The organism is Pseudomonas sp., assembly GCF_030150285.1.
Taxonomy (GTDB): Bacteria; Pseudomonadota; Gammaproteobacteria; order Pseudomonadales; family Pseudomonadaceae; genus Aquipseudomonas.
On sequence record NZ_JASLGE010000077.1, the window covers coordinates 46545 to 70823 of the forward strand.

General features: G+C 53.6%; 24 protein-coding genes. 6 read left to right on the top strand and 18 right to left on the bottom strand.

Annotation, left to right across the window (positions count from 1 at the left end; translation table 11 throughout):
- Window positions 1-127: 127 nt before the first annotated feature.
- The 8 genes from Q1W15_RS17650 to Q1W15_RS17685 all read right to left on the bottom strand — a co-directional run bounded on the left by Q1W15_RS17650 (window position 128) and on the right by Q1W15_RS17685 (window position 8840).
- On the bottom strand, window positions 128-862 hold the full coding sequence (locus Q1W15_RS17650; RefSeq protein WP_300730674.1) for an amino acid ABC transporter ATP-binding protein: 735 nt from the start codon (window positions 860-862) through the stop codon (window positions 128-130).
- The gene (locus Q1W15_RS17655) at window positions 859-1533 is read right to left on the bottom strand and encodes an ABC transporter permease subunit (RefSeq protein ID WP_300730675.1); all 675 of its coding nucleotides are present in this window, start codon (window positions 1531-1533) and stop codon (window positions 859-861) included. Before Q1W15_RS17655 ends, Q1W15_RS17650 begins: the two co-directional genes overlap by 4 nt.
- Window positions 1533-2279, bottom strand: a complete 747-nt coding sequence (locus Q1W15_RS17660) for an amino acid ABC transporter permease (RefSeq protein ID WP_300730676.1) — start codon at window positions 2277-2279, stop codon at window positions 1533-1535. Before Q1W15_RS17660 ends, Q1W15_RS17655 begins: the two co-directional genes overlap by 1 nt.
- Window positions 2280-2482: 203 nt before the next feature.
- Window positions 2483-3403: a glutamate/aspartate ABC transporter substrate-binding protein gene (locus Q1W15_RS17665; protein WP_300730677.1), complete on the bottom strand. Its 921-nt coding sequence runs from the start codon at window positions 3401-3403 to the stop codon at window positions 2483-2485.
- A gap of 319 nt (window positions 3404-3722) precedes the next feature.
- Complete coding sequence (gene glpD, locus Q1W15_RS17670; protein WP_300730678.1) at window positions 3723-5258, bottom strand: glycerol-3-phosphate dehydrogenase; 1536 nt, start codon at window positions 5256-5258, stop codon at window positions 3723-3725.
- A gap of 245 nt (window positions 5259-5503) precedes the next feature.
- Complete coding sequence (locus Q1W15_RS17675) at window positions 5504-6259, bottom strand: DeoR/GlpR family transcriptional regulator (protein ID WP_300730679.1); 756 nt, start codon at window positions 6257-6259, stop codon at window positions 5504-5506.
- 135 nt (window positions 6260-6394) lie between these two features.
- On the bottom strand, window positions 6395-7900 hold the full coding sequence (gene glpK / locus Q1W15_RS17680; RefSeq protein ID WP_300730680.1) for a glycerol kinase GlpK: 1506 nt from the start codon (window positions 7898-7900) through the stop codon (window positions 6395-6397).
- Window positions 7901-7988: 88 nt separating this feature from the next.
- Window positions 7989-8840, bottom strand: coding sequence for an MIP/aquaporin family protein (locus Q1W15_RS17685; RefSeq protein WP_300730681.1), 852 nt, complete (start codon window positions 8838-8840; stop codon window positions 7989-7991).
- A gap of 381 nt (window positions 8841-9221) precedes the next feature.
- Between Q1W15_RS17685 and ybaK the strand changes: the two genes are divergently transcribed.
- Window positions 9222-9698 (top strand): Cys-tRNA(Pro) deacylase, encoded by a 477-nt coding sequence (ybaK, locus tag Q1W15_RS17690; protein WP_300730682.1) that lies wholly within the window; start codon window positions 9222-9224, stop codon window positions 9696-9698.
- Between the two features lie 42 nt (window positions 9699-9740).
- Here ybaK and Q1W15_RS17695 read toward each other — a convergent pair whose 3' ends face one another.
- Window positions 9741-10850: an ABC transporter ATP-binding protein gene (locus Q1W15_RS17695; RefSeq protein WP_300730683.1), complete on the bottom strand. Its 1110-nt coding sequence runs from the start codon at window positions 10848-10850 to the stop codon at window positions 9741-9743.
- Entirely contained in the window at window positions 10847-11767 is a 921-nt protein-coding gene (gene argF / locus Q1W15_RS17700; protein ID WP_300730684.1) for an ornithine carbamoyltransferase, read from the bottom strand. The genes Q1W15_RS17695 and argF overlap by 4 nt, the downstream gene beginning before the upstream one ends.
- Before the next feature lie 428 nt (window positions 11768-12195).
- On the opposite strand from argF, the gene grxD reads away from it, so the two are divergent.
- Window positions 12196-12528 carry a Grx4 family monothiol glutaredoxin gene (gene grxD, locus Q1W15_RS17705; protein WP_300730685.1) on the top strand — a complete coding sequence of 111 codons (333 nt, stop codon included), beginning with the start codon at window positions 12196-12198 and terminating at the stop codon, window positions 12526-12528.
- 93 nt (window positions 12529-12621) lie between these two features.
- On the opposite strand, the gene bfr is transcribed toward grxD, so the two are convergent.
- Both bfr and Q1W15_RS17715 read right to left on the bottom strand, forming a co-directional pair.
- Entirely contained in the window at window positions 12622-13092 is a 471-nt protein-coding gene (gene bfr / locus Q1W15_RS17710; protein ID WP_300730686.1) for a bacterioferritin, read from the bottom strand.
- Window positions 13093-13290: 198 nt separating this feature from the next.
- Window positions 13291-13509 carry a bacterioferritin-associated ferredoxin gene (locus Q1W15_RS17715; protein ID WP_300730687.1) on the bottom strand — a complete coding sequence of 73 codons (219 nt, stop codon included), beginning with the start codon at window positions 13507-13509 and terminating at the stop codon, window positions 13291-13293.
- A gap of 281 nt (window positions 13510-13790) precedes the next feature.
- On the opposite strand from Q1W15_RS17715, the gene Q1W15_RS17720 reads away from it, so the two are divergent.
- Window positions 13791-14393, top strand: a complete 603-nt coding sequence (locus tag Q1W15_RS17720; protein WP_300730688.1) for a peroxiredoxin — start codon at window positions 13791-13793, stop codon at window positions 14391-14393.
- Between the two features lie 75 nt (window positions 14394-14468).
- Here the strand turns inward: Q1W15_RS17720 and rnt are convergent, their stop codons facing one another.
- Window positions 14469-15143 (bottom strand): ribonuclease T, encoded by a 675-nt coding sequence (gene rnt / locus Q1W15_RS17725; RefSeq protein WP_300730689.1) that lies wholly within the window; start codon window positions 15141-15143, stop codon window positions 14469-14471.
- Complete coding sequence (pyrC, locus tag Q1W15_RS17730; RefSeq protein WP_300730690.1) at window positions 15140-16186, bottom strand: dihydroorotase; 1047 nt, start codon at window positions 16184-16186, stop codon at window positions 15140-15142. The genes rnt and pyrC overlap by 4 nt, the downstream gene beginning before the upstream one ends.
- A gap of 244 nt (window positions 16187-16430) precedes the next feature.
- Between pyrC and Q1W15_RS17735 the strand changes: the two genes are divergently transcribed.
- A complete protein-coding gene (locus Q1W15_RS17735; protein ID WP_300730691.1) occupies window positions 16431-17336 on the top strand; it encodes an OmpA family protein in 906 nt (301 codons plus the stop codon).
- A 128-nt stretch (window positions 17337-17464) separates the two neighbouring features.
- Complete coding sequence (locus Q1W15_RS17740; RefSeq protein ID WP_300730692.1) at window positions 17465-18682, top strand: argininosuccinate synthase; 1218 nt, start codon at window positions 17465-17467, stop codon at window positions 18680-18682.
- Between the two features lie 870 nt (window positions 18683-19552).
- Here the strand turns inward: Q1W15_RS17740 and Q1W15_RS17745 are convergent.
- Window positions 19553-20326: a hypothetical protein gene (locus Q1W15_RS17745; protein WP_300730693.1), complete on the bottom strand. Its 774-nt coding sequence runs from the start codon at window positions 20324-20326 to the stop codon at window positions 19553-19555.
- A gap of 1141 nt (window positions 20327-21467) precedes the next feature.
- Between Q1W15_RS17745 and Q1W15_RS17750 the strand changes: the two genes are divergently transcribed.
- The gene (locus Q1W15_RS17750) at window positions 21468-22094 is read left to right on the top strand and encodes a response regulator transcription factor (protein ID WP_048359026.1); all 627 of its coding nucleotides are present in this window, start codon (window positions 21468-21470) and stop codon (window positions 22092-22094) included.
- Between the two features lie 85 nt (window positions 22095-22179).
- Here Q1W15_RS17750 and Q1W15_RS17755 read toward each other — a convergent pair whose 3' ends face one another.
- From Q1W15_RS17755 to rsxB, 3 genes are all read right to left on the bottom strand, one after another.
- On the bottom strand, window positions 22180-22365 hold the full coding sequence (locus tag Q1W15_RS17755; RefSeq protein WP_300730694.1) for a PA3496 family putative envelope integrity protein: 186 nt from the start codon (window positions 22363-22365) through the stop codon (window positions 22180-22182).
- Between the two features lie 106 nt (window positions 22366-22471).
- The gene (nth, locus tag Q1W15_RS17760; protein WP_300730695.1) at window positions 22472-23110 is read right to left on the bottom strand and encodes an endonuclease III; all 639 of its coding nucleotides are present in this window, start codon (window positions 23108-23110) and stop codon (window positions 22472-22474) included.
- 66 nt (window positions 23111-23176) lie between these two features.
- Entirely contained in the window at window positions 23177-24169 is a 993-nt protein-coding gene (rsxB, locus tag Q1W15_RS17765) for an electron transport complex subunit RsxB (protein ID WP_300730696.1), read from the bottom strand.
- Window positions 24170-24279: the final 110 nt, after the last annotated feature.

Here is a 24279-nt window from a genome sequence, read left to right on the forward strand (position 1 = left end):
AGATGCCTTGGGTCAACCACTGCGCTGTGTTGTCGGGTGTATTCCCGGCAGTCAGACGAATCAGGTGGCTTTACTGCGGGAGCTGGCTGGCCAGCTCCCGCAGGAACGGTTTTAAGCGTTGAATGGCTTAATGTTGCAGGATCTTGGCGAGGAATTGCTGTGCACGCTCGGAGCGAGCGTTAACGTCACCGAAGAACTCTTCTTTCTGACAGTCTTCAATGATCTGGCCCTGATCCATGAAGATCACGCGGTCGGCCACTTTGCGGGCAAAGCCCATTTCGTGGGTCACGCACATCATGGTCATGCCTTCGTGGGCCAGTTGCACCATCACGTCCAGCACTTCGTTGACCATTTCCGGGTCGAGCGCCGAGGTGGGTTCGTCAAACAGCATCACAATCGGGTCCATCGCCAGGGCGCGGGCAATCGCCACACGTTGCTGCTGACCGCCCGAGAGCTGGCCCGGGTGTTTGTGGGCGTGAGCCGACAAGCCGACACGCTCCAGCAGTTCGAGGCCTTTTTTGGTGGCTTCAGCCTTGCTGCGGCCCAACACCTTGATCTGCGCGATGGTCAGGTTTTCGGTGATGGTCAAGTGCGGGAACAATTCGAAGTGCTGAAACACCATGCCAACGCGTGAACGCAGTTTCGGCAGGTTGGTCTTCGGGTCGGCGATGGACGTGCCGTCAACCACGATGTCGCCCTTCTGAAACGGTTCCAGTGCGTTGACACACTTGATCAGGGTCGATTTGCCCGAACCTGACGGCCCGCAAACCACGATCACTTCGCCTTTTTTGACTTCAGTACTGCAGTCGGTCAGTACCTGAAAGTCCCCGTACCACTTGTTGATGTTCTTGATCGAGATCATACGGCAAACCTTTTTTGCAGACGCTTGACCAGCAGCGAGGCGGAAAAGCTGATGATGAAATACACCAGACCGGCGAAGATCAGGAATTCGTTGGAGCGGCCGATGATATCGCCACTGGAGCGCGAGGCATTGAGGAAGTCAACCAGCCCTACGGTGTAAACCAATGAGGTGTCTTGAAACAGGATGATGCTCTGCTGCAGCAGCAGTGGCGTCATTTTGCGGAACGCCTGCGGCAAAATGATCATGCGCATGGCCTGGCCATAGGTCATGCCCAAGGCTTTGGCAGCGCCCATCTGGCCTTTGGGTATGGCCTGTACCCCGGCCCGCACAATTTCACAGAAATACGCGGCTTCGAACATGACGAAGGCCACCAGGCATGATTCGAAAGCCCCGATGGGGGTGTCTTTGCCGGTGATCCAGCGCAGCACGAACGGCACAGCCAGGTAGAACCAGGTAATCACCAGCAGCAACGGGATCGAGCGGAAGTAGTTAACGTAGGCACCGGCCAGGTTGGACATCCACTTGCTGGACGACAAACGCATCAGGGCCAGCACGGTCCCGAGGGCCACACCACCGACCACGCCCATCACCATCAGCTTCAGGGTCATGATCATGCCGTTCCACAAGCCCGGCAGGGCGGGAACAATACCGCTGAAATCGAAGAAGTCCATTATTTGCCCCCCAGTGACATCAGGCCGGGCACTGCGACTTTCTTCTCGATCAAGCGCATCAGCAGCATCAGGCTCATGTTCAGGGTGAAGTAAATCAACGTAGCCAGGGTGAACGCTTCAAACAGGTTGGCGGAAAACTCGGCCGTCTGTTTGGTTTGTGCCAGCAGTTCCATCAAGCCGATCAATGAAGCCACGGACGAGTTCTTGAACACGTTGAGGAATTCGGAGGTGAGGGGTGGAATGATGATGCGATAGGCTTGGGGCAGCAGCACGTTCCAGTAGATCTGCGGCAGGCTGAAGCCCATGGCGCGGGCAGCTGCTTCCTGGCCGCGCGGCAACGCTTCGATACCGGTACGCACTTGTTCGCACACACGAGCGGCGGTAAACAGGCCCAGGCACACGACAACACTCAGGTAGGCCGAGGTCGTCGGGTTAAGGTCTTGTTTGTACCAATCCTGCAGGTCTTGAGGCAGCAGATCGGGTACCAGGAAGTACCACATGAACAGTTGTACCAGCAGAGGTACGTTACGGAAGATTTCCACGTAAACCGTAGCAATCCCCGCAATAAAACGATTCGGCAGGGTACGCATTACGCCTAACAGCGAACCCAGTATCAAGGCCACAATCCATGCGACGACAGCGATCGCGATGGTCCAGCCCAAACCTGCGATAAACCAGTCGAGATACGTCTCGCTGCCAACGCCGGTGGACTTGAAGAACACGCTCCAGTCCCAATTGTAATTCATGCAGGGTCTCCCCTCGGATGGGTCTATAAACAAGCACTTGCTTCAGGGAATCCGTTCTCGCCGGACGCGATCGTCAGGCACACGCTCCCCGCTCGACTACCAGCGGGTCGAGTGCTCTCTTATGCAATTAAGAAGCTAGTACAGCAGGTCAACACAGCGTGTGAGTGCGCAGATGCCCACTCACTCGCCGGGGTGTTCAGCAATCAGGCAGCGGGTTTTTCTTCTGGCGCTGGTTTGTCATTCGGGTTGGCAATCAGCTCTTTAAGCTCTTTGCTCATCGGGAAGCCGAGGTTCAAATTTTTAGGTGGGATAGGGGACTGGAACCATTTGGCGTAGGATTTCTCGACGTCACCCGACTTGTAGTAGGCAACGATGGCATCGTCCACGGCTTTTTTGAACTCAGGGTCACCTTTGCGCACCATGCAGCCATAGATCTCGTAAGACTGTGGCGTGCCGGTAACGGCCCAATCACCTGGTTTCTTGGCCTTGGCCATTTCGCCTGCCAGCAAGGCGTCGTCCATCATGAACGCGACAGCACGGCCCGACTCAAGCATGTTGAACGCTTCGCCGTGGTCTTTTGCGGAGATCACGTTCATGCCCATCTGCTTGTCGGCGTTCATCGCCTTCAGAATGCGCTCGGAAGTGGTGCCGGCCGTGGTCACGACGTTTTTGCCCTTCAGGTCAGCGAAGTCCTTGTAAGACGAGTCCTTTTTGGACAGCAGGCGGGTACCGATTTCGAAGATGCCGACCGAGAAATCGACTTGCTGGGCGCGTTCGGCGTTGTTGGTGGTGGAACCACACTCAACGTCAACGGTGCCGTTTTGCACCAGCGGGATACGTGTCTGGGAGGTAACCAGGTTGTACTTGACCTTAAGCTCCGGCATATCGAGTTGCTTTTTCAGCCCCTCAACGATTGCCAGTTGTACATCGTGCGAGTAGCCAACCGGTTTGCCGGAAGCATCTGCAATGTAAGAGAACGGAATAGAGGAGTCACGATGCCCAAGGGTGATGGTGCCGGATTCTTTGATTTTCTTCAGTGTGCCGGTGAGTTCGGCTGCGAAAACTGGAGTGCTAATCAGAGCGGCAGCAATCGCTGCGGCCAACATTTGCGGAACGATACGCATCAGTATTTCCTCGACATTGTTTTTTTTATTGAACCCGTTAGCGGGCCCTTTATGTACTTCGAATGGTTGAGCATTCGGCCCTGAGTGTAGAGCATGAGCCGTGCCATACTTGGTATTTATTGGTAAGTGTATGAATTATAAGGAGATTATGTATTTATTTGGTTGTTTGCATCCAGGCTGATGCCCGGAAAGCCGAATCATTAAAGGGCAGGCGTTCGGAAAACCGAATAGGTTTGGTGCATAGGAAGTAGTTGTAGGATCCGGCAAGCCGGTTCCTACAACTGATGGGGCGGGGTCTTAAATTGCTATAGGCGTGTTATCAGGCTGCTTCAACGCGGTGTTTCAGGTTGAGGCTGGTCATGTAACGGCCCAGATGCTCTTGCTCTTGCGCGGTGGTGAACAGGCCCAGTTTGGTCCGTCGCCACAGGATGTCCTGTGCATCGAGCGCCCATTCTTGACGACACAGGTAGTCGACCTCGCGGCTGTAGAGACCACTGCCGATGTGTTCGCCCATGTCGGTAAGGCTCTGCATGCCCTCTAGCAGGTGCCACGAGCGGCTCCCGTAGGTAATCGCCCAGCGTTTGGCAATGGCAGCGTCCAGCCAGCTGTGCTTGCTGACCAGGGCCGCGCTCAGGGCTTGCGGGGTTGTCATACCTTCACCGCCCGGCAACGTGGCGTTGGCGGTCCAGCTCGGCTTGAGCTGAGTGAAGTAAGGCGTCAGTTCGGCCATGGCCGACTCGGCCAGTTTACGGTAGGTGGTCAGTTTGCCACCAAAGACAGAGAGCAGCGGTGCTTCACCTGGCGTGCCGGACAAGGCCAGGGTGTAGTCACGCGTCACGGCCGAAGGGTTATCGGATTCGTCATTGCACAGCGGTCGCACGCCGGAGTAGGTGCGCAGAATATCGCTACGGCTCACCTGCTGTTTGAAGTGCGAATTGACCACCTTGAGCAGGTAATCGGTTTCCTCTTCGGTGATGCTGACTTTGGCCGGATCGCCTGTGTATTCACGGTCAGTGGTGCCGATGATGGTGAATTGGTCCATGTAGGGGATGGTGAATACGATGCGTTGGTCTTCGTTCTGCAGGATGAACGCGTTGGGTGCGTCATACAGCTTGGGCACGATCAGGTGGCTGCCCTGGATCAGGCGAATACCATAGGGCGAGTCCATTTTCAGATCGTCTTTAATGAACTTGGCAACCCAAGGGCCTGCCGCATTGACCAGCGCTTTGCTGCGAATCGAAAACAGGCTGCCGTCAGCACGCTCCAGGTTCAATTCCCACATGCCTTTGTCACGCCGTGCGCTCACGCAGCGGGTTTGGGTATGCACGTGTGCGCCTTTTTCGCGTGCGGCCATGGCATTGAGCACCACAAGCCGGGCATCGTCGACCCAGCAATCCGAGTATTCGAAGCCTTTGGTGATTTCAGCTTTGAGTGGGCTTGTGGCATCGAATTTCAGGCTGGTCGACCCGGCGAGCTTTTCGCGTTTGCCCAAGTGGTCATACAGGAAAAGGCCCGCACGAATCATCCAGGCAGGGCGCAGATGCGGACGGTGTGGCAGTACAAAGCGCATGGGTTTGACGATATGAGGAGCCTTGGCCAGCAGCACTTCACGTTCAGCAAGGGCCTCGCGCACCAGCCGGAACTCGTAGTGTTCGAGGTAGCGCAGCCCGCCGTGAATCAGCTTGCTGCTGGCTGAGGAAGTGTGACTAGCCAGGTCGTCCTTTTCGCAAAGGAACACAGACAGGCCTCGGCCGGCAGCGTCTGCCGCGATCCCGACACCGTTGATCCCGCCGCCAATAACGGCAACGTCGTAAACCTCAGCGAGCGGAGTGGCAGGCAAGGGGGTGTGCGACATGGAAGAGCCTCGCGTTCTTTACGCATATTTGAATTCGAACATTAATGTTCATTTTCGAAAATACTAGCGGATAATTGCGGGCACAACCAGCACCATTCGATTGAAAAAACTGATCGAAGAGGGCTTAAAGGAATAATTTCGAACTTTTTCGAGTGCGTCTCTGATGATTCAGAGGGAGCAGGTATTTCGGATTTACTAATAAATCGCTGAAAAGAGTGCTCCCACAGGGTTCTGGTAGGCGCTGCTTAAACCACTTCCACGCGGATCTTGTGTTGAGCGAGCAGTTGAGCAAGCTCCGGCACGGGGAGTTGGTCTGTCACCAGGCAATCAATCAAGCTGATCGGGCCCAGACGAACCATTGCGTTGCGGCCAAATTTGCTGGAGTCGGCGGCGAGTATGGTTTGTCGGGCGTTAGCTATGATCGCCTGCGACACACGTACTTCTTGATAGTCGAAGTCCAGCAGGCTGCCGTCGGAGTCAATACCGCTGATGCCTACCAGGGCAAAATCGAACTTGAACTGGTTGATGAAGTCGACGCTGGCCTGGCCCACGATACCGCCATCACGGCGCACATTTCCGCCTGCGATCAAGACTTCAAAGTCGTCTTTGGCGCTAAGGATCGAGGCAACGTGCAGGTTGTTGGTGATGATTTTCAGGTGACTGTGATTCAGCAGCGCCCGGGCAATCGACTCGGTAGTGGTGCCGATATTGATAAAGAGCGAGGCGTGGTCGGGAATCTGGGCGGCAATGGCTTCAGCAATGCGTCGTTTTTCATCGCGCATCTGGTCGGCGCGCATGGCATAGGCGGTGTTCTCAACGCTGGAGTCATAGGCGGCTCCACCGTGGTAGCGGCGCAACAGATCGGCCTCAGCCAACTGGTTGATGTCTCGGCGGATGGTCTGCGGGGTGACAACAAAAAGCTGCGCCATTTCCTCAATGCTGACATAGCCGCGTTCGCGAACCAGTTCGAGGATCTGCTGTTGGCGGGGGGGCAGATTCATGGGATTTCCTTTGGGCGGCCGAGCAAAATTCGCCCATGATGCCGCAGGAAAGCCTCGTCTGCTACTTGCAGGTGTTAGACGCGCGTTGCTACTGCGGGCCCGGGTGGGCACCGCAGCAGCCGTCAGGTGCGGCGCTTAGTTGCTTTCTTCGTGGGGTTCCCAGTCCCGCGTGCGGCTGACGGCTTTTTTCCAGCCTGCATAGAGCTTCTCCTTGGACGCTTCATCCAGAGTGGCCTCGAACTGGCGTTCGATGACCGCCTTGCCTCGCAGCTCGTCCAGGCTGCTCCAGAAACCGCAAGCCAGACCTGCCAGGTAGGCTGCACCCAAGGCGGTGGTTTCACGCATTTGTGGGCGTTCAACCGAGGTGCCGAGGATGTCTGCCTGGAACTGCATCAGGAAGTTGTTGGCAACAGCACCCCCGTCAACGCGCAAAGCCTTGAGGCGCTCGCCGGAGTCTTGCTGCATGGCGTCCAGTACATCCCGGGTTTGGTAGGCGATGGATTCGAGTGCGGCGCGAATGATGTGGTCTACGCGCACGCCGCGTGTCAGGCCGAACAGCGCACCACGGGCGTAGGGGTCCCAATAGGGGGCACCCAGGCCGGTGAACGCGGGCACCAGGTACACACCGTTGCTGTCTTTGACCTTATTGGCAAAATATTCAGTGTCGTGAGCGTCGTTGATGATCTTAAGTTCATCACGCAGCCATTGCACGGTAGAACCGCCATTGAACACCGCGCCCTCAAGCGCATAAGCCACTTCCCCGCGCGGGCCGCATGCGATGGTGGTCAGCATGCCGTGGGTGGATTTCACGGCGTTGGTGCCTGTGTTCATCAGCAGGAAGCAGCCGGTACCGTAGGTGTTTTTTGCCTGGCCCGGTTCTACACACATTTGGCCGAACAAGGCGGCTTGCTGGTCGCCCGCGATACCGCCGATGGCGATCCCGCTTTTCGTGCGGCCGTAGATTTCGGATGACGATTTCACTTCCGGCAGCATTTCACGCGGGATATCCAGAACATCCAGCATCTTGGCATCCCACTCCAGCGTGTGGATGTTGAACAGCAGGGTGCGCGAGGCATTGGTGTAGTCGGTGACATGGGTTTTACCGCCGGTAAACTTCCAGATCAGCCAGCTGTCGACGGTGCCAAAGAGCAGTTCGCCCTTGCGCGCGCGTTCTCGGCTGCCTTCGACGTGGTCGAGGATCCATTTCAATTTGGTGCCGGAGAAGTACGGGTCGGTGACCAGGCCAGTGGTATCGCTGATGTATTGCTCATGGCCGTCGCGTTTAAGCTGTTCGCAGATTTCGGTGCTGCGTCGGCACTGCCAGACAATGGCGTTGTAAATCGGGCGGCCGGTGATTTTGTCCCATACCACGGTCGTCTCGCGCTGATTGGTAATGCCAATGGCGGCGACCTGGTCGTGATGCAGGCCGGCTTGCGCGAGGGCCTCGACCATGACGGCGCTTTGGGTGGCGAAAATTTCCATCGGATCGTGTTCAACCCACCCGGCTTGCGGGTAGTGCTGTTGGAACTCGCGCTGTGCGGTGCACACGACATTGGCGTCACGGTCAAAGATGATCGCTCGCGAACTCGTCGTGCCTTGGTCCAGTGCAATGATGTAGTTCTTATTTTGAATGTCGGTCATGGGCTTGCCTTGCAGAATGAGGGAGTGGGCTCAGGGCGCGAGACAGTAACGGGCAGTGGTCTCGTGCGCCCTGCTTCAAAAGTCGATATCAGGAGGCCTGGGTTTTCACTTCAGCACTGGTTTGAGCTTGCGTCGTCGCGGGCTCGAGATCAGGCAAGTGGCGGGCAAGCAACCCGCGATAGATACCTGCGCCGAGGCAGGCCCCCACGATAGGGGCAAAAATCGGGATCAGAAAGTAGGGAATATCCCGCGCGCCGGTCATTGACACCTCACCCCAACCGGCGAAGAACGTCATCAGTTTAGGCCCGAAATCACGCGCCGGGTTCATCGCAAAGCCTGTGAGTGGGCCCATTGAGCTACCAATTACGGCGATCAGCAAGCCAATTAATAACGGGGCCAAAGCACCGCGAGGTAAACCGTTCTTGTCGTCAGTCAGTGCCATGATCACGCCCATCAGAATCGCCGTGATCACGACTTCAACCAAGAAGGCTTGCAATGTCGACAGCGAAGGATGGGGGTAAGTGGAGAAGACTGACGCCAGTTCCAGGCTGGCTTCACTTCCACGAACCATCGCGTGGGCTTGTTCGTAATCGAAAAACAGATTGCTGTACAGCGTGTAGACCAGTGCAGCGGCACAAAAGGCTCCCGCGACCTGGGCGAGGATATAAAACGGCAGTTTGCGCTTATCGAAATCAGTGAACAGGCAGAGCGCGATACTGACAGCTGGGTTCAGGTGGGCGCCCGACACGCCAGCCGTCAGGTAGATCGCCATGCTGACGCCAATGCCCCAGATGATGCTGATTTCCCATAAACCAAAGCTGGCACCCGCGACCTTGAGCGCCGCGACGCAACCTGTTCCAAAGAAGATCAATAAGGCAGTGCCGAGGAACTCGGCCATACACTGCCCTGAAAGCGTGGGGTGCTGCGATGCAGTCGTCATTTTAAACCTCGTTTTTGTTGTTTTTTTGACGTCTTAAGTCAGGGAGTCGTGGAGAGAGCCAAAAGCCGGGTGGTCTAAGCCCGAGTCTTTTCATAGGCGAGTAAGGGTGTTCATGTTGTGAGTAGATATATTCAAATTCGAAAAATATAGACAAGAAACACGGCTGTCAAAGGTCGAAAGTGAACGGGCATTCATATTCTGACTTTCAAGCGGGGGGTTGGTACTTATTTTTCTGTAAGTAAAAACTACAATTTGGTAGGTTTGAGTGTATCGATTCAGCGCCATTCGCGGCTCAAACACCTGTGCTAGCGCCTTTTTGTTGCCTGTTGACCTAGAATTGGCCGTTGGTTTTTTCTCATCCACGTCGAGACTGGAGTTGCCATGACGCCTGCATTGGACCTTTTGAAAAAAGTTCGCGCCGAACACCGAGTACACAGCTATGAACATGACCCAAAAGCTGCGTCGTATGGTTTAGAGGCGGCAGAAAAGCTGGGTCTGGAGACGGCTCAGGTGTTCAAGACGCTGGTGGCGAGCAGTGAGAAGGGCGAATTATTGGTCGCAGTCGTACCGGTCGTCGGAAGTCTTGACCTGAAAGGGCTGGCGCAGGCAGCGGGCGTAAAAAAAGCTGAAATGGCAGATCCGGCAGCTGCGCAACGTTCAACGGGTTATTTATTGGGCGGGATCAGCCCGCTGGGGCAAAAGAAGCGGCTCCGTACCTTTATTGACCAGAGTGCGCAGGGATTTTCCACGATCTTTGTCAGCGCGGGCCGTAGGGGCCTGGAGGTGGAGTTGTCACCTGCGGTACTGGCAGAGAACACGCAGGCGACATTTGCAGAGATAGGCAGAGTTCAGGTTTAAAGGGGTGCCGCCGCACTGGCGGCGGCAACAGGTTCAACGTTTTCAATGGCCGGTGCTAAACCGTCTTACACCAGGCTCCGTGTGGGAAATTTGCGCGGCAGTGCTGCCGCTGGCGTGGAACATGACCAGATGCTCGGCGGCTACGCGAATACCAACGTCTGTGCCGGGCTGGTGATCGGCATGGCTCGGGAAAATCGATTCCAACTGGCTGCCAGTGGGCAGTTGCAGGCGGTACAGGGTGGACGCGCCGAGGAAGGTCTTGCCGATGATCCGGGCTTTCAAATCGCTGTCCGGTGCGTAGACGATATCGTCCGGGCGCAGCAAGACATCCACGGCACCGCCGGTTGGCCAGGTATAGGCTCGGTTTCCACGCAAAATGCCTAGCTCGGTTTGAACCGATTCAGGGCTCAGCAACTGGCCGCGAATGAAATATCCCTGGCCGATGAAGCTCGCTACGAATGGCGTCAGCGGTTCATGGTAGAGGTTGTAGGGCGTATCCCATTGCTCAAGACGGCCTTCTTTGAACACGCCAACATGATCGCTGACAGCGAAGGCTTCTTCTTGGTCGTGCGTCACTAAAATCGCGCTGGTACCGCGGGCTTTCAGGATATCCCGCACTTCATGGCTGAGCTTGCGCCGCAGCTCGCCATCGAGGTTGGAAAAAGGTTCGTCCAGCAAGAGCAGTTGTGGCTCTGGCGCGAGGGCGCGAGCCAATGCAACACGTTGTTGCTGCCCCCCGGATAGCTCGTGGGGGAAGCGTTTGCCCAGGTTCTTGAGGTTGACCAGTTCAAGCAACTCTTCGGTCACGCGCTCTTTGTTCGGGTGCTTGCGAATGCCAAACGCGATGTTGTCAGCCACGCTCAGGTGCGGAAAAAGAGCGTAGTCCTGAAACACCATGCCGATACGACGTTTCTCAGGCGCCAAGGTGAATCCGGCGCTGGAGATGGTTTCTCCTGCCAGTTGGATTTCACCCTGATGCACGGGTTCAAACCCGGCAATGGCGCGCAGCGTGGTGGTTTTACCGCACCCTGAGGAGCCCAGCAAACAACCAATATCGCCGGCATTGAGGTGCAGGTTAAGGTTTTGCACCACGCTTTGGCCTTGGTAACCACAGGCCAGATCACGGAGATTGAGCAATAGCGGCTGACTCATGCCGGTTGGTGCGCAGGCTGAACAAGTAACTCAAGCAGCGCTTTTTGCGCGTGCAAGCGGTTCTCGGCTTGGTCCCAGGCCACAGAGCGCGTGTCATCCAGCAGGTCCAGGCTGATTTCTTCGCCACGGTGAGCTGGCAGGCAGTGCATGAACAGCACGTCATCGGCCGCCAAGTCGAGCAGGGCGCGGTTGACTTGATAAGGCGCAAACAGCTTCAGACGTTTGTCCGTTTCTTCTTCCTGGCCCATGGAGGTCCAGACATCGGTGCTCACCAGATGCGCACCGTGTACGGCTTCGCGCGGGTCACGCATGATGCTCACGCGATCGCCGGCCAGGGCCACGAACTCGGCATTGGGCTCGTAGCCTTCCGGGCAGGCCACGCGCAGTTGGAAGTCAAACTGGATCGCTGCTTCTATATAGCTATTACACATGTTGTTGCCATCGCCGATCCAGGCCACGGTTTTACCTTTGATCGAACCGCGGTGTTCAAGGAAGGTCTGCATGTCGGCCAGCAGTTGGCAAGGGTGAAGATCGTCTGAAAGGCCATTGATCACGGGAACACGGGAGTTTGCCGCGAACTCGGTCAATGTGCTGTGGGCGAAGGTACGAATCATCACCGCATCCAGCATGCTCGACATCACAATCGCACTGTCTGCAATAGGTTCGCCACGGCCCAGTTGGGTGTCGCGTGTGGACAGGAAGATGGCCTGGCCGCCCAGTTGGATCATGCCGGCTTCAAATGAGAGCCGGGTGCGGGTCGATGATTTTTCGAAAATCATGCCCAGCACGCGGTTTTTCAAGGGTTCGAAGAGAACGCCGCGTTTACGCAGGTCTTTTAGCTCGATACCGCGACGAATCACGCTGACTAGCTCTTGGGGCGTGCAATCCATCAGGGAGAGAAAGTGCCTTGCGCTCATCATTAACTACCTTTTTTGCAACGATCGCAGAGACTCAAAGCCGGTTTATTTCGAAAAACGGGTGAGACCTGCGGCGAAAGCCGCACGGGGCGACGAAATAGGGGAAGGCGCGATCTTATAAGCAAATGTCGCGTCTTGCCAATCAGGGTATGTGTTCAATAGGTCGAGCAAAACGTGCGTTGTGGTGCCTGTTTGCTTCACCTTAGCTGGCTATTTGTACACTGCCCTTACACTGCTTGGCAATTGCGAGGTGGATGGCTACCCGCTGGCCATGTTTTTCAGGGGCTCTGCTACAGCGCTCACCCGGGGTTTTAAAAGGACGGGCAAAGACCATTGTCTATCGGGGAGACCGAGCGTCGCGCTCGGCTTTCCGTTACAATATGCCACCGTGCCGACAACTGAGTCGGAAAGTTCAGCCGAGGTGCTCCATGGATATCATCGAAACTATTAAAGATCAGATTGCTAACAACACCATTCTGCTCTACATGAAAGGCTCTCCGAATGCCCCGCAGTGCGGTTTTTCGTCGAAAGCTGCCCAGGCCGTGATGGGCTGTGGTGAGAAGTTCGCTTACGTGGACATCCTTCAGAACCCTGAGATTCGAGCCAATCTGCCGAAATACGCAAACTGGCCAACGTTCCCGCAATTGTGGGTCGCGGGTGAGTTGGTAGGCGGCAGTGACATCATGGCTGAGATGTTTGCAGACGGTTCCTTGCAGACGCTGATCAAAGAAGCGGCTGCAAAGGCTGCTGAAAAAGCCTAAGTGGCTGTTGGTGTGATGACGTGCGTTGTAACGTGATCATGCAATAAAAAGCCCTGCCTGATTAATCAGGCAGGGCTTTTTTAGTGGGGACGGTTACTCACCCATTTGAGATTGCAGGTAATTCTCAATACCTATTTTATCGATCAGGCCCAACTGTGTTTCCAGCCAATCGATATGTTCTTCTTCCGATTCCAGAATATCTTCCAGAAGTTCACGGCTACCAAAGTCTGCGATAACTTCGCAGTGAGCAATCGCTGCCTTGAGATCAGCGTGGCCTGTCTTCTCGATGCGCAGGTCGCACTCGAGCATTTCTTTGGTGTGCTCGCCGATGTGCAGCTTGCCCAAGTCCTGCACGTTTGGCAGGCCCTCCAGGAACAGGATGCGTTTGATCAGCTTGTCCGCGTGTTTCATTTCGTCGATGGATTCGTTGTATTCGTGCTTGCCTAACTTTTCCAGGCCCCAATCCTGATACATGCGTGCATGCAGAAAGTATTGGTTGATCGCAACCAGCTCGTTACCGAGGATTTTGTTGAGGTGCTGGATGACTGAAATGTCGCCTTTCATCGCGAGGGCCTGCCTTAGTTAACCGTATATAAGGCAGAGTTTGAGCTGCGTACTAGAGACTGTCAAACCTAAGTATTTGAATAATAAATGAAAATTAATCGGAATAAGAATGTTTGTGTTCCGCGTCTTGGCCCTAAGTACTTGAATTTTTGGCATAAAAAAACCGGACATTAAGCCCGGTTCATTGAAAATGGTTAATTACACAGCAGTAAATTCAGTTGTAAAACCCATCGCTGCCTGGCTGGCTTGCAAGGAACTGAGGGTTTCGCGAACCACCTGCTTGGCCAGGCAAGCACATTTGCCGCATTGGCTGGCAACCCCGGTCGCTTCACGCACTTCACGGTAGCTGCAGCAACCTTCGTAGATTGCATCGCGGATTTTTCCGTCAGTGACGCCGGTGCATAGGCAAACGTACATAAATAAGAACCATCGCTGGTTGGGATTCAATAAAACAGATCTTAATGTTAACGAGAATGATTGTCAAAGTGCATTAGGTCTCGGTTAACGCTCTATTCAGGTTATGCAGACGAACGGTCTAGGTGTCTCATTTGTCGGTGGGTGAAAAAGGGCTAAGGGCGGTTCCGATGAGCGGTGTATGATGGTGGGTCAATTTCACCCGGGAACTGGCCAGATTCCGCTGTTTCACGACAGCAGCCAAGCCTGATCCCGTTCTTCACGTTGCACCCAGGAGATATCCAATGAGCGTTCTCGTAGGTAAACAAGCGCCTGACTTCACCGTCGCAGCCGTCCTCGGCACTGGCGAAATCGTTGACAGCTTCTCGTTGTCCAGCGCAATCAAGGGTAAATACGGTCTGGTGTTTTTCTATCCATTGGACTTCACCTTCGTTTGCCCGTCTGAGCTGATTGCTCTGGATCACCGCATTCCTGAGTTCCAAGCGCGTAATGTTGAAGTGGTTGCAGTCTCTATTGACTCCCATTTCACTCACAACGCATGGCGCAACACGCCCGTGAACAATGGCGGCATCGGCCAGGTGAAATACACCATGGCGGCCGACATCAATCACGCCATCTGCAAAGCCTACGACGTTGAAACGGAAGGCGGCGTTGCATTGCGTGGCGCTTTCCTGATCGATGACAAGGGCGTTGTACGCTCCCAGATCGTTAACGACCTGCCGCTGGGCCGTAACATGGACGAGCTGCTGCGTCTGGTTGACGCTCTGCAATTCCATGAAGAGCACGGCGAAGTGTGCCCTGCCAACTGGAAGAAAGGCGACAAAGGCATGACCGCTTCCACGGAAGGCGTTGCGGCTTACCTGACTGAGAATGCCGGCAAGCTGTAAGCTTTCTGGTGGTCAAAAAAAACCGGACCCAGTGTCCGGTTTTTTTAGGTGCGGTGGTCAGCGGAAACGACGTGATCAGTCGTTAAAGTCTTTCCAGCCACCCATTTGTTTCCAGCTGTTGACGATGCCACAGAACAGCTCAGCGGTTTTTTCGGTGTCGTAACGCGCCGAGTGCGCTTCACGGCCGTCAAAATCGATATCAGCTGCTTGACACGCTTTGGCCAGGACTGTTTGGCCATACGCCAGGCCCGCGAGGGTGGCGGTATCAAAGCTCGAGAACGGGTGAAACGGGTTGCGTTTCATGTCCAGGCGCGCCACAGCCGCATTAAGAAAGCCCAAGTCGAAGCTGCTGTTGTGGCCCACCAGAATGGCGCGCTTGCAGCCATTGGCTTTCAAGGCTTTACGAACGCCTCGGAAAATATCGGTCAGGGCTGTTTCTTCGCTCACCGCCATACGCAATGGATGATCCAGCTTGATGCCGGTGAACTCCAGCGCTGCGGCCTCGACATTAGCCCCTTCAAACGGCTCAACGCGGTGGAAATAGGTGTGTTCAGGAAACACGAAACCTCTTTCATCCATACCGATTGTGACCGCTGCAATTTCCAGTAGGGCATCGGTCGCGCTGTTAAAGCCCCCGGTTTCAACGTCGATGACGACTGGCAGATAGCCGCGAAAGCGTTCCGCCATCGGATGGCGTGAGCCGCCGCTTTGGCTGCCTTCGTGTTCGTCATCGTAATGGTCGTCACTCACAGTTGTTTCTCCAGCAGGCGCCAGCGCAGTTTTTCACCGGCGCGCAGCGGAATTACGGTCAGCTCACCGAACGGCAGGCTGCTCGGGGCGGTCCACTCCTCGCGAACCAGGGTGATGTGTTCGGTGCTCGGTGCCAGGCCGTAGAAGCGCGGGCCGTTCAAGCTGGCAAAGGCTTCCAGTTTGTCCAGCGCATTGCGCTGTTCAAAGGCTTCGGCATACAACTCAATGGCGGCGTATGCGGTGTAGCAACCGGCACAGCCACACGCAGCTTCTTTGGCGTGTTGGGCATGTGGGGCTGAGTCTGTGCCCAGGAAGAATTTCTGGCTGCCGCTGGTGGCCACATCCAGCAGGGCTTCCTGATGGGTGTTGCGCTTGAGAATCGGCAAGCAATAGAAGTGCGGGCGAATACCACCAACCAGCATGTGGTTACGGTTGTAAAGCAAGTGATGAGCCGTAATGGTAGCGGCCACGTTAGCTGGGGATTCATTGACGAACTGAACAGCGTTTGACGTGGTGATGTGCTCGAAAACGACTTTTAGTGCCGGGAAGCGTTCGACCACGCGACGCAGGTGTTCGTCGATGAACATTTTCTCGCGATCAAAGACATCCACATCGGCGCGGGTGACTTCACCGTGTATCAGCAGCGGCATGCCAACTTCGGCCATTGTTTCCAGGACCGGAAAGATGGCATCAATACTGGTCACACCAGAGTCGGAGTTGGTCGTTGCACCCGCCGGATAGAGCTTGGCCGCATGGACGTAGCCGGTGGCCTTGGCTGTACGAATGTCTTCGGGCTGGGTTCGGTCAGTGAGGTACAGCACCATCAGCGGCTCGAAACGGCTACCGGCAGGGCGAGCAGCCAGAATACGCTGGCGATAGGCGTCGGCTTCGGCAGCATTGCGTACCGGAGGTACCAGGTTGGGCATGATAATGGCGCGGCCAAAAGTACGCGCAACATCCGCGACAGTATGAGGCAGCACGGCACCATCGCGAAGATGTATGTGCCAGTCGTCGGGGCGCAGCAGGGTCAGGCGGTCGGACATTGTGGGTTCCAGGCGGGTCAAACTGATGCGAATGCTACCGGAAAAGACTCTGTCAGGCACTCGCTATCAAGTTTTGTAGCCGCTAACCGATACAGGCAGTGTCTGCGCTCGTTTCCATATGGTTACGATGCTGAACCCTGACCGCACTTGCTTTTGTGGGCGGCCTGAACGGATTCGGCAACAGACCGGGGTATGCCGTAACCGGTGGACTGTTTATTTGCGGAACAAGTTTGTGGAGTCTTCCGTGCGCCAGCACTCTTTCATCCTGCTCAGTCTGTTTGTCAGCCTTCCGGCGATGGCAATGACTTTCCAGACGCGTCTGGAGAATATTGAGTGGAAAATAGAAGGCGACAAGTTCGAGTGCCGTCTGATCCAGCCGATTGCCAATTTCGGCTCCGGGGTCTTTGTGCGACGAGCAGGGGAGCAGGCTGTTTTTCGGCTGGACAGTTACCATTCAGTGTTAACAGAAGGGTCTGCCACACTGCTGGCTGCAGCCGCGCCTTGGCAACCGGGTCGGGCCGACATTAATTTGGGAACGGTGCGAATTGGTCGCGGTCATGTCCTCTTCAGTAGCTCTCAAGCCCAGGCCGGCAGTCTGTTTCGAGGTTTACTTGAAGGGCGTAGCCCATTGGTCAGGCATTATTCCCCTTCCGGCAGGTTGTCGGAGGTTCGTTTGTTACCGGTCAGGTTTCGACAAGCCTATGACGAATACTCAGCCTGCACCGCCAAGTTGTTGCCCAAGAACTATGACCAGGTACGACACAGTCAAATAGGTTTTCCGGGGGGCGGTATTGAGCTTGATGACAAGGCGCGAATTAATTTGAAGGTGATGCTGGATTATTTGAAGGTTGACCCTTCAGTCAACCACGTCATGCTGGATGGCTATTCGGACAATGCGGGTAATCGGTTGACCAATCGTGATTTGTCGCGGCGTCGGGCTTTGGCTGTCATGACTTACCTCCAGGAGAATGGCCTTAAGGAGTCGCAGATCACGATGCGTTTCCACGGTGAGCAATACCCATTGGTCCCTAACACCAGTGCGGCCAACAGGGCGAAAAATCGACGAGTCAGTGTCAGGCTGGAGCGCATGGCTGAGCCTGAAAAAGTTGAGCCGGCGGTGCGGCCCACTCTGCCTACGAGTGTTTCCTGATGTGACACAATGAGTCGCCTTGCTGAAACTTACTGTCGCCTGGCCGACTTAAGGTGTCGCGCCTCTGTAATTTCATGTGCGTGAGCGGTAGACTGTTCGGCTTTTCGAACAACCCGTGGAGTGATGGCATGGCGGACGTAAACAAGGTCGTTCTGGCTTATTCGGGCGGCCTGGACACTTCGGTGATCCTCAAGTGGCTGCAGGATACTTATAACTGTGAAGTCGTAACTTTTACCGCTGACCTGGGTCAGGGTGAAGAAGTCGAGCCTGCACGCGCCAAGGCGCAAGCCATGGGCGTCAAGGAAATCTACATTGATGACCTGCGCGAAGAGTTTGTTCGAGACTTCGTGTTCCCGATGTTCCGCGCCAACACTGTTTACGAAGGCGAGTACCTGCTGGGTACTTCCATTGCTCGTCCGCTGATTGCCAAGCGCCTGATCGAAATTGCCAACGAAACGGGCGCAGACGCCATTTCTCATGGCGCGACCGGCAAAGGCAATGACCAGGTTCGTTTTGAGTTGGGTGCTTACGCGTTGAAACCAGGCGTGAAAGTGATTGCCCCTTGGCGCGAGTGGGACTTGCTGTCGCGTGAAAAACTGATGGATTACGCTGAAAAGCACGCCATCCCGATTGAGCGTCACGGTAAGAAAAAATCGCCGTACTCGATGGATGCCAACTTGCTGCACATCTCCTACGAGGGCGGTGTGCTGGAAGATACCTGGACCGAGCACGAAGAAGACATGTGGCGTTGGACCAAGTCGCCAGAAGACGCGCCTAACACGCCGACCTATCTGGAGTTGACCTACCGTAATGGCGACATCGTTGCCTTGGACGGCGTTGAAATGACTCCAGCAACGGTTCTGGCAACACTGAACCGTATTGGCGGCGAGAACGGCATCGGTCGTCTTGATATCGTTGAGAACCGTTATGTCGGTATGAAGTCCCGCGGTTGCTATGAGACGCCAGGCGGCACGATCATGCTACGTGCTCACCGTGCCATTGAGTCGATCACTCTGGACCGCGAAGTCGCTCACTTAAAAGATGAGTTAATGCCCAAGTATGCCAGTCTGATCTACACGGGCTACTGGTGGAGCCCAGAGCGTTTGATGTTGCAACAAATGATCGATGCATCCCAAGCTCATGTGAATGGTGTGGTTCGTCTCAAGCTCTACAAAGGCAATGTGATCGTGACGGGGCGTAAGTCTGATCAGTCGTTGTTTGACGCAAACATTGCTACCTTTGAAGAAGATGGCGGCGCTTACAACCAGGCCGACGCTGCTGGTTTCATTAAATTGAATGCGTTGCGTATGCGGATCGCCGCAAACAAAGGCCGTAAGCTGTTCTGATAATGCAAGAAACAACGGGTTTGGCAGGTTAGCCACTTCCCTGATGATTCATTGCTGATATTCACCAGTCATGAATCTGGAGTCTGATCAAGACCCCCACACCCTGCGAGAGCCCAGCTTTCGCAGGGTTTTTTTATGTCTGAGGATCAGTAAGGCTAGGAGTTGTGCGAAATGTTCTCGATAGAAGGTCAGGTAAACCCACTGAGCTCACGCATGACTAATTGAGCATATTGAGCCACCTTTCTAGCGCAGCTATATGATGTTGTAATGCGTCTAAGCTGCTTCTCTTTGAGTTGATTTAGGTGAAAGCTGTTTGATTGGCGTGGCTGAACGATGACAAGGCGATAACAGCCCCTCTTGTTTTTCTTGTGGGAGTGCATAAAAGTGCCTTGAAAAGTTTGGGTTATGTTTACTTTTATGAAGGTGTACACAGGCACATTCAGGGTGAGCGCAGGGGGCGTAGCACCCGTTGTAGGGTCAGGGCAGATACGTTAACTAACTATTGGATTTGACTGGCGTAACCAATAGTTAGATAACTCAATACTGCAATAAGTAGGGCGGCCATGGGGGCTGCAGTACCCGCATGAGAGGGGGCGCTGCACAGAGTATCTCTGAGTTGTCATGTGTGATGGCCATCGCCGACTGTGTTTTTTATAACTGCCTATACTCATAAGCTTGCGAAAACGTGTGATGATATCCATGAGGTCGTAGGGTGAGTCTTTAAAGATAAGAGAGTCTAAAGGCGGCAGGAATACGGTTCTGCTTTAGGGGGAAGTTACTGGTCTTTTGTAATGGGTGATATTAATTTGGTTGTGGTTTGTTTAACGGGTAGAGGCGCTAGGGTGAGTAATCGTGGTGCTGTGTTTTGATCTAAATTAATGGTCTTAGTTCGTGGGTAGTCGTATGGTAGATGATGACGGTGGCATGTCCAAACAATGAGATTTTTTTAGGCGCAGAGGTCGAGCGCTTTTTTATTGGGCAGTCAATGTCGGGCTTGGTGTGTGTCAGTAATAACACGATATCATGCTCGTGGAATGCAGGCTTATGTTTACATGTCTTTTTTGAGTATGCCTGCAAGGCTACCCTGAGGCTACTGCTCGGTGTTGTTTGTAATGATGAGTAGCTTAGGTCAATTAAATGAAAATTCCTTATCGGAGCGCTACCTGCTTCTAGTGAGTGCTGAAAAGGGGGGGTGGGCTTGATATAAGTCAGCCTGAATTCATTTTGGGGTGATGAACCATTATCACTGTGATTTTTTGGTAAAAAAATCAATTGCTTGGGGTGGTGCGCGCTGAGTCTGATGTAGGGTTTTGAAAACAATAAAGAATGCCTGGGTGTATGCTTTGCGGCGTTAAATATCAAGGCGGATTCCATCGGAGTGGTAGTGGAAGTTTGTCGGGGTTTCGGCTGAGATTGCTCTTTGGGGGCGGTGGTAGGGGAGTAAAGTGTTTTGTTGTTGAAGTTCAAAGTGATAAAAAAAAGAGTTACCAGGATGGAAGGAAAAACAATCAGGAACCAAACATATACGCCCTGATGTTCACTGTGGATATAGGGGAGTGATACCGCTGCGGATGCCTCGGTCAGCATGGAGAAAATGGCAATGACGGTCAGTGGGTCGCGGATTTTTAAATGGTGCGTTGTCATGATGGTGGCCTGTATTAAGTTCTGGTGATGTCTGATTTTATCTGTCTTGACGGTTACGTGGTGTGAGTGGGTGTCGGAAGTGCTGGTACTCAAATGCGTTGGCATAGTTATAAGCCAAAATGTGTGTTGGCTTACTTTAAATTTAGATGCGGTTTTTACGACTGCAAATATTTTTTTGACAAGTTTATTTTGTTTTTTTCCAGAAGTGCACTGATTAATAGTCTGGTCTGTAGGGAGGGCGCGATTTAGCCTTGGGAATGTTCTTTAAGGTTCGATGGTTTTTTATTGGAAGTCATAGGCAGGTCAAAGTGCTGAAGGAATCGTGCACGCAAGTTGAACGTTTTTATGTCGAGCGATGGGTGTTGGTCGGATTATTGTGCGTGAAGGTGTCTTGAAGAAATTAATCGGAACATGCTTTGGAGATATCTTGTTTTTAGGGGGTTTCCGAATGCTTTGTAGGTCTCTTCTTTAAGTACGAATTGGTAATATTTTTCCCTGAAAAAAGAGTAGATTTTAGTGCTTCGAATTGTTGGTTGGCGAATCCAGAATTTGTTTTACCTTGAGTTTAAGGGGTTGTTTAGCATTTTTTATCGTGAATATTTTATGAGGGCGTAGAGGTGAGAATACCTTCTGGTACAGGTTTTTTGTCTATGGAGAAAGTACTTCCAGCGTCCGTAAGTCGGCGCTATGAAGGTGTGGATGATTCTAGTGTGCCGCTACCTCCTTTAGGGGTCGCATAGTTGAAAATTAAGGCGAGAAGAGTCAAGGCGGTGACGTCAAGATGTAAGAATTATGGTATTTGGTATGGATGATGAAGGATGAATGTGAGTCTTGCTCTAAACGTTTTGTGTGGGTCAGAGCATTGCCCTCTGAGGCTTTAAGGGGCGTATGCATGGCAATTGGAATGGTGTTTGAAGTTAAGCATCGTCTTGGTAGTGATGTGGCGTACTCCGCTATGTTTGTGAGCAGGTACGCCAAAGGCCAATCTTAATGAGTGATTTATTTGTAGGCTAGGTCTCTACTGTCCGTAGGAAATGTCTTTGGTTGTGAGTGCTTGGGGGGGGCGCTATGCCCAGGGTCTTTTGACTAGGCTATTGTGCTGACTCTATAAAATTCGAACAGCGATAAATTGGAATTACCCATGAATAAAGTGCTGATCGTGGATGATCATCCTGTCATTCGTCTTGCTGTGCGTATGCTCATGGAACGCCATGGCTACGAGGTCATAGCAGAGACGGATAACGGAGTGGATGCTTTGCAGTTGGCGCGTGAACACGCGCCAGATATTGTTATTCTCGATATTGGAATTCCTAAACTTGATGGACTTGAAGTTATTGCCAGGCTGTCAACACCTGCTGTTCCTATCAAGGTGTTGGTCTTGACCTCGCAAGCACCAGGGCATTTCTCCATGCGCTGTATGCAGGCCGGAGCTGCCGGGTATGTATGTAAACAACAGGATTTAACCGAGTTATTGAGTGCGATAAAAGCGGTGCTTTCAGGCTATAGCTATTTCCCAAATCAAGCACTGCACTCGGTGCGTTCCAGTCTGGGTAACGCAAGTGAAGCGGATATGGTTAATCGCTTGTCAGGCCGTGAAATGATGGTATTGCAGCAGTTGGCGAGAGGCAAAAGTAATAAGGAAATAGCTGATGGCATGTTTCTGAGCAATAAAACAGTGAGTACTTATAAAACTCGACTGTTATTAAAACTTAATGCTCGTTCGCTCGTTGATCTTATCGAGCTTGCTCAGCGTAATGGGTTGGTATAAGTAAAGGGCTGTGAGGGATTGAGTCCTCTAAGGCGTCTGGATGTAAAAGCCTCCGATTAAGGAGGCTTTTGAATAAAGCCAAATGTCAAAAATCGTAGGGTAAGTCTCGCAAATCTTTATCAAGCCGTTTTTTTTCCAGCATTTTATCAATGATACGGCGCTTGGAGAAATTGAGTTTAGCCACTACCACAGTCGGCTCAACGGGCTCGTCTTGATCGAGGGCGGGAAAATCTTCTTCAGCTTCTTCCAGTTGTTCTTTGCCAGTGCTCATTCAGTTCACTCCGGGCTAAGACATTCAATGGAGCCCCTTATAGCGATAAACACTGTCGGGGTAAAAAAGATTTTCTCAATCGATCAGCCAGAAATTTATTTATTGCTCAATCGTCGGAGGTCTTTTGCTTGAATTCGCAGAGGTCCTCTATGCGGCAGCTGCCGCAGCGAGGCTTGCGTGCCTGGCACACATAGCGGCCATGCAGAATAAGCCAGTGATGCGCATCCAGCAGGAACGGCTTGGGAACGAATTTCATTAATTGCTTTTCGACCTCGACAACATTCTTGCCAGGAGCAATACCGGTTCGGTTGCTGACCCTGAAGATGTGGGTATCTACAGCCATCGTTAATTGCCGGAAAGCTGTATTGAGCACAACATTGGCAGTCTTGCGGCCTACACCTGGAAGCGCCTCCAGTGCCTCTCGTGTTTGAGGAACATGGCCATCATGGCGCTCAATCAGCAGGCGACAGGTTTCAATGACGTTCTTGGCCTTGCTGTTGTAAAGACCGATGGTCTTGATGTATTCCGACAATCCCTCTACGCCCAGAGCGAGAATCGCTTCAGGCGTATTCGCGACAGGAAATAGCTTGGCCATTGCTTTGTTCACGCTCACATCGGTCGCTTGAGCAGACAAAATCACGGCAATCAGCAGTTCAAAAGGCGACGAATAGGCGAGTTCTGTTTTAGGCTCAGGGTTGTCTTCGTGAAATCGGCGAAATATTTCAAGACGCTTTGCGGCATTCATGGTTAAAGAATTTTCCCTGAAAAGACAGCGCTACATACGTCGGTACGCTTGCCTTGTGGCCAATATCTAGTGTGCGTTGCAGTCATCCAAACCTTTAAGTGTCAACTCGGCCTGTGTGACGGCCTCATTCAGCGCTGACAGTTGTGTCTCGAGCAGCCCTTGGTCGATGGCTTTCCTGAGTTCTGCACGGCGCATGGCGAGCTGAATTTTAGCGCGCTTGAGTTCAGCCGTGTTCACCAAAGGCGTCGGTGCTGCGGCCTCTGTGCTGTTCTCCAACTCAGCCAGTGCCCGCTCCGCTGATTCAAACTGCTCTTGAAGAAGCACCAGTTGTGACTGCTGAGGCGCCGTAGGGGGGTGCCCAAATGCTTTAAGCGATTTGTTCAACTGTGCGCGGGCCATTGCTAGCGTGACTTTGGCTCTTTTAAGCGCTGCGTCCTGAAGGCTGGTATTGGTAGCCAATGACTCATCACGGTGTTTTGCGTTTACAGGTGCTGCTGGTGGTTGGGAGCGGGCCAAGCGTTCCGTCTGGCGATGTTGTTCATGCCTGTGCAGGCGTTGGGTACGTTGCTCAAAACGGCCGCGTGCATGGTCACGTTTCTGGGCGCGTGCCATGTAGTGTTCGGTGCTGTGAGCGAGCCCACCCACGATAGGGGTGACATTGGCCGGCAGCGGTCGCATCTCGATGCAGTCCACGGGGCAGGGGGCTACACAGAGATCACAGCCCGTGCATTCATCGACAATAACGGTGTGCATGAGCTTTGCGGCACCGAGAATTGCATCGACCGGGCACGCCTGGATGCATTTGGTGCAGCCAATGCATTCGGCTTCGCGAATAAAGGCGACTTGCGCAGGGGCGCTGCCTCGCTCGGTGTCCAGTGCTATTACCGGAATATTGAGCAAGTGGGCCAGCGCAGAAAGGGTTTCGGTACCGCCTGGCGGGCATTTGTTGATGGCCTCACCTTGAGCAATACCTTGAGCATAGGGTTTACAGCCGGAGTGGCCGCATTTTCCGCACTGGGTCTGCGGCAGAAGTGAATCAATACGTTCAATCAGGCTCATAGTGAGATCAATCCAGCAACAACGGGCCGCACCCGGGCGCACACTGAGACTGCGCAAGGATCAAGGCGGGTACGGTGATCAAGTATCAGTGTCAAGTCAGCCATGCAGGG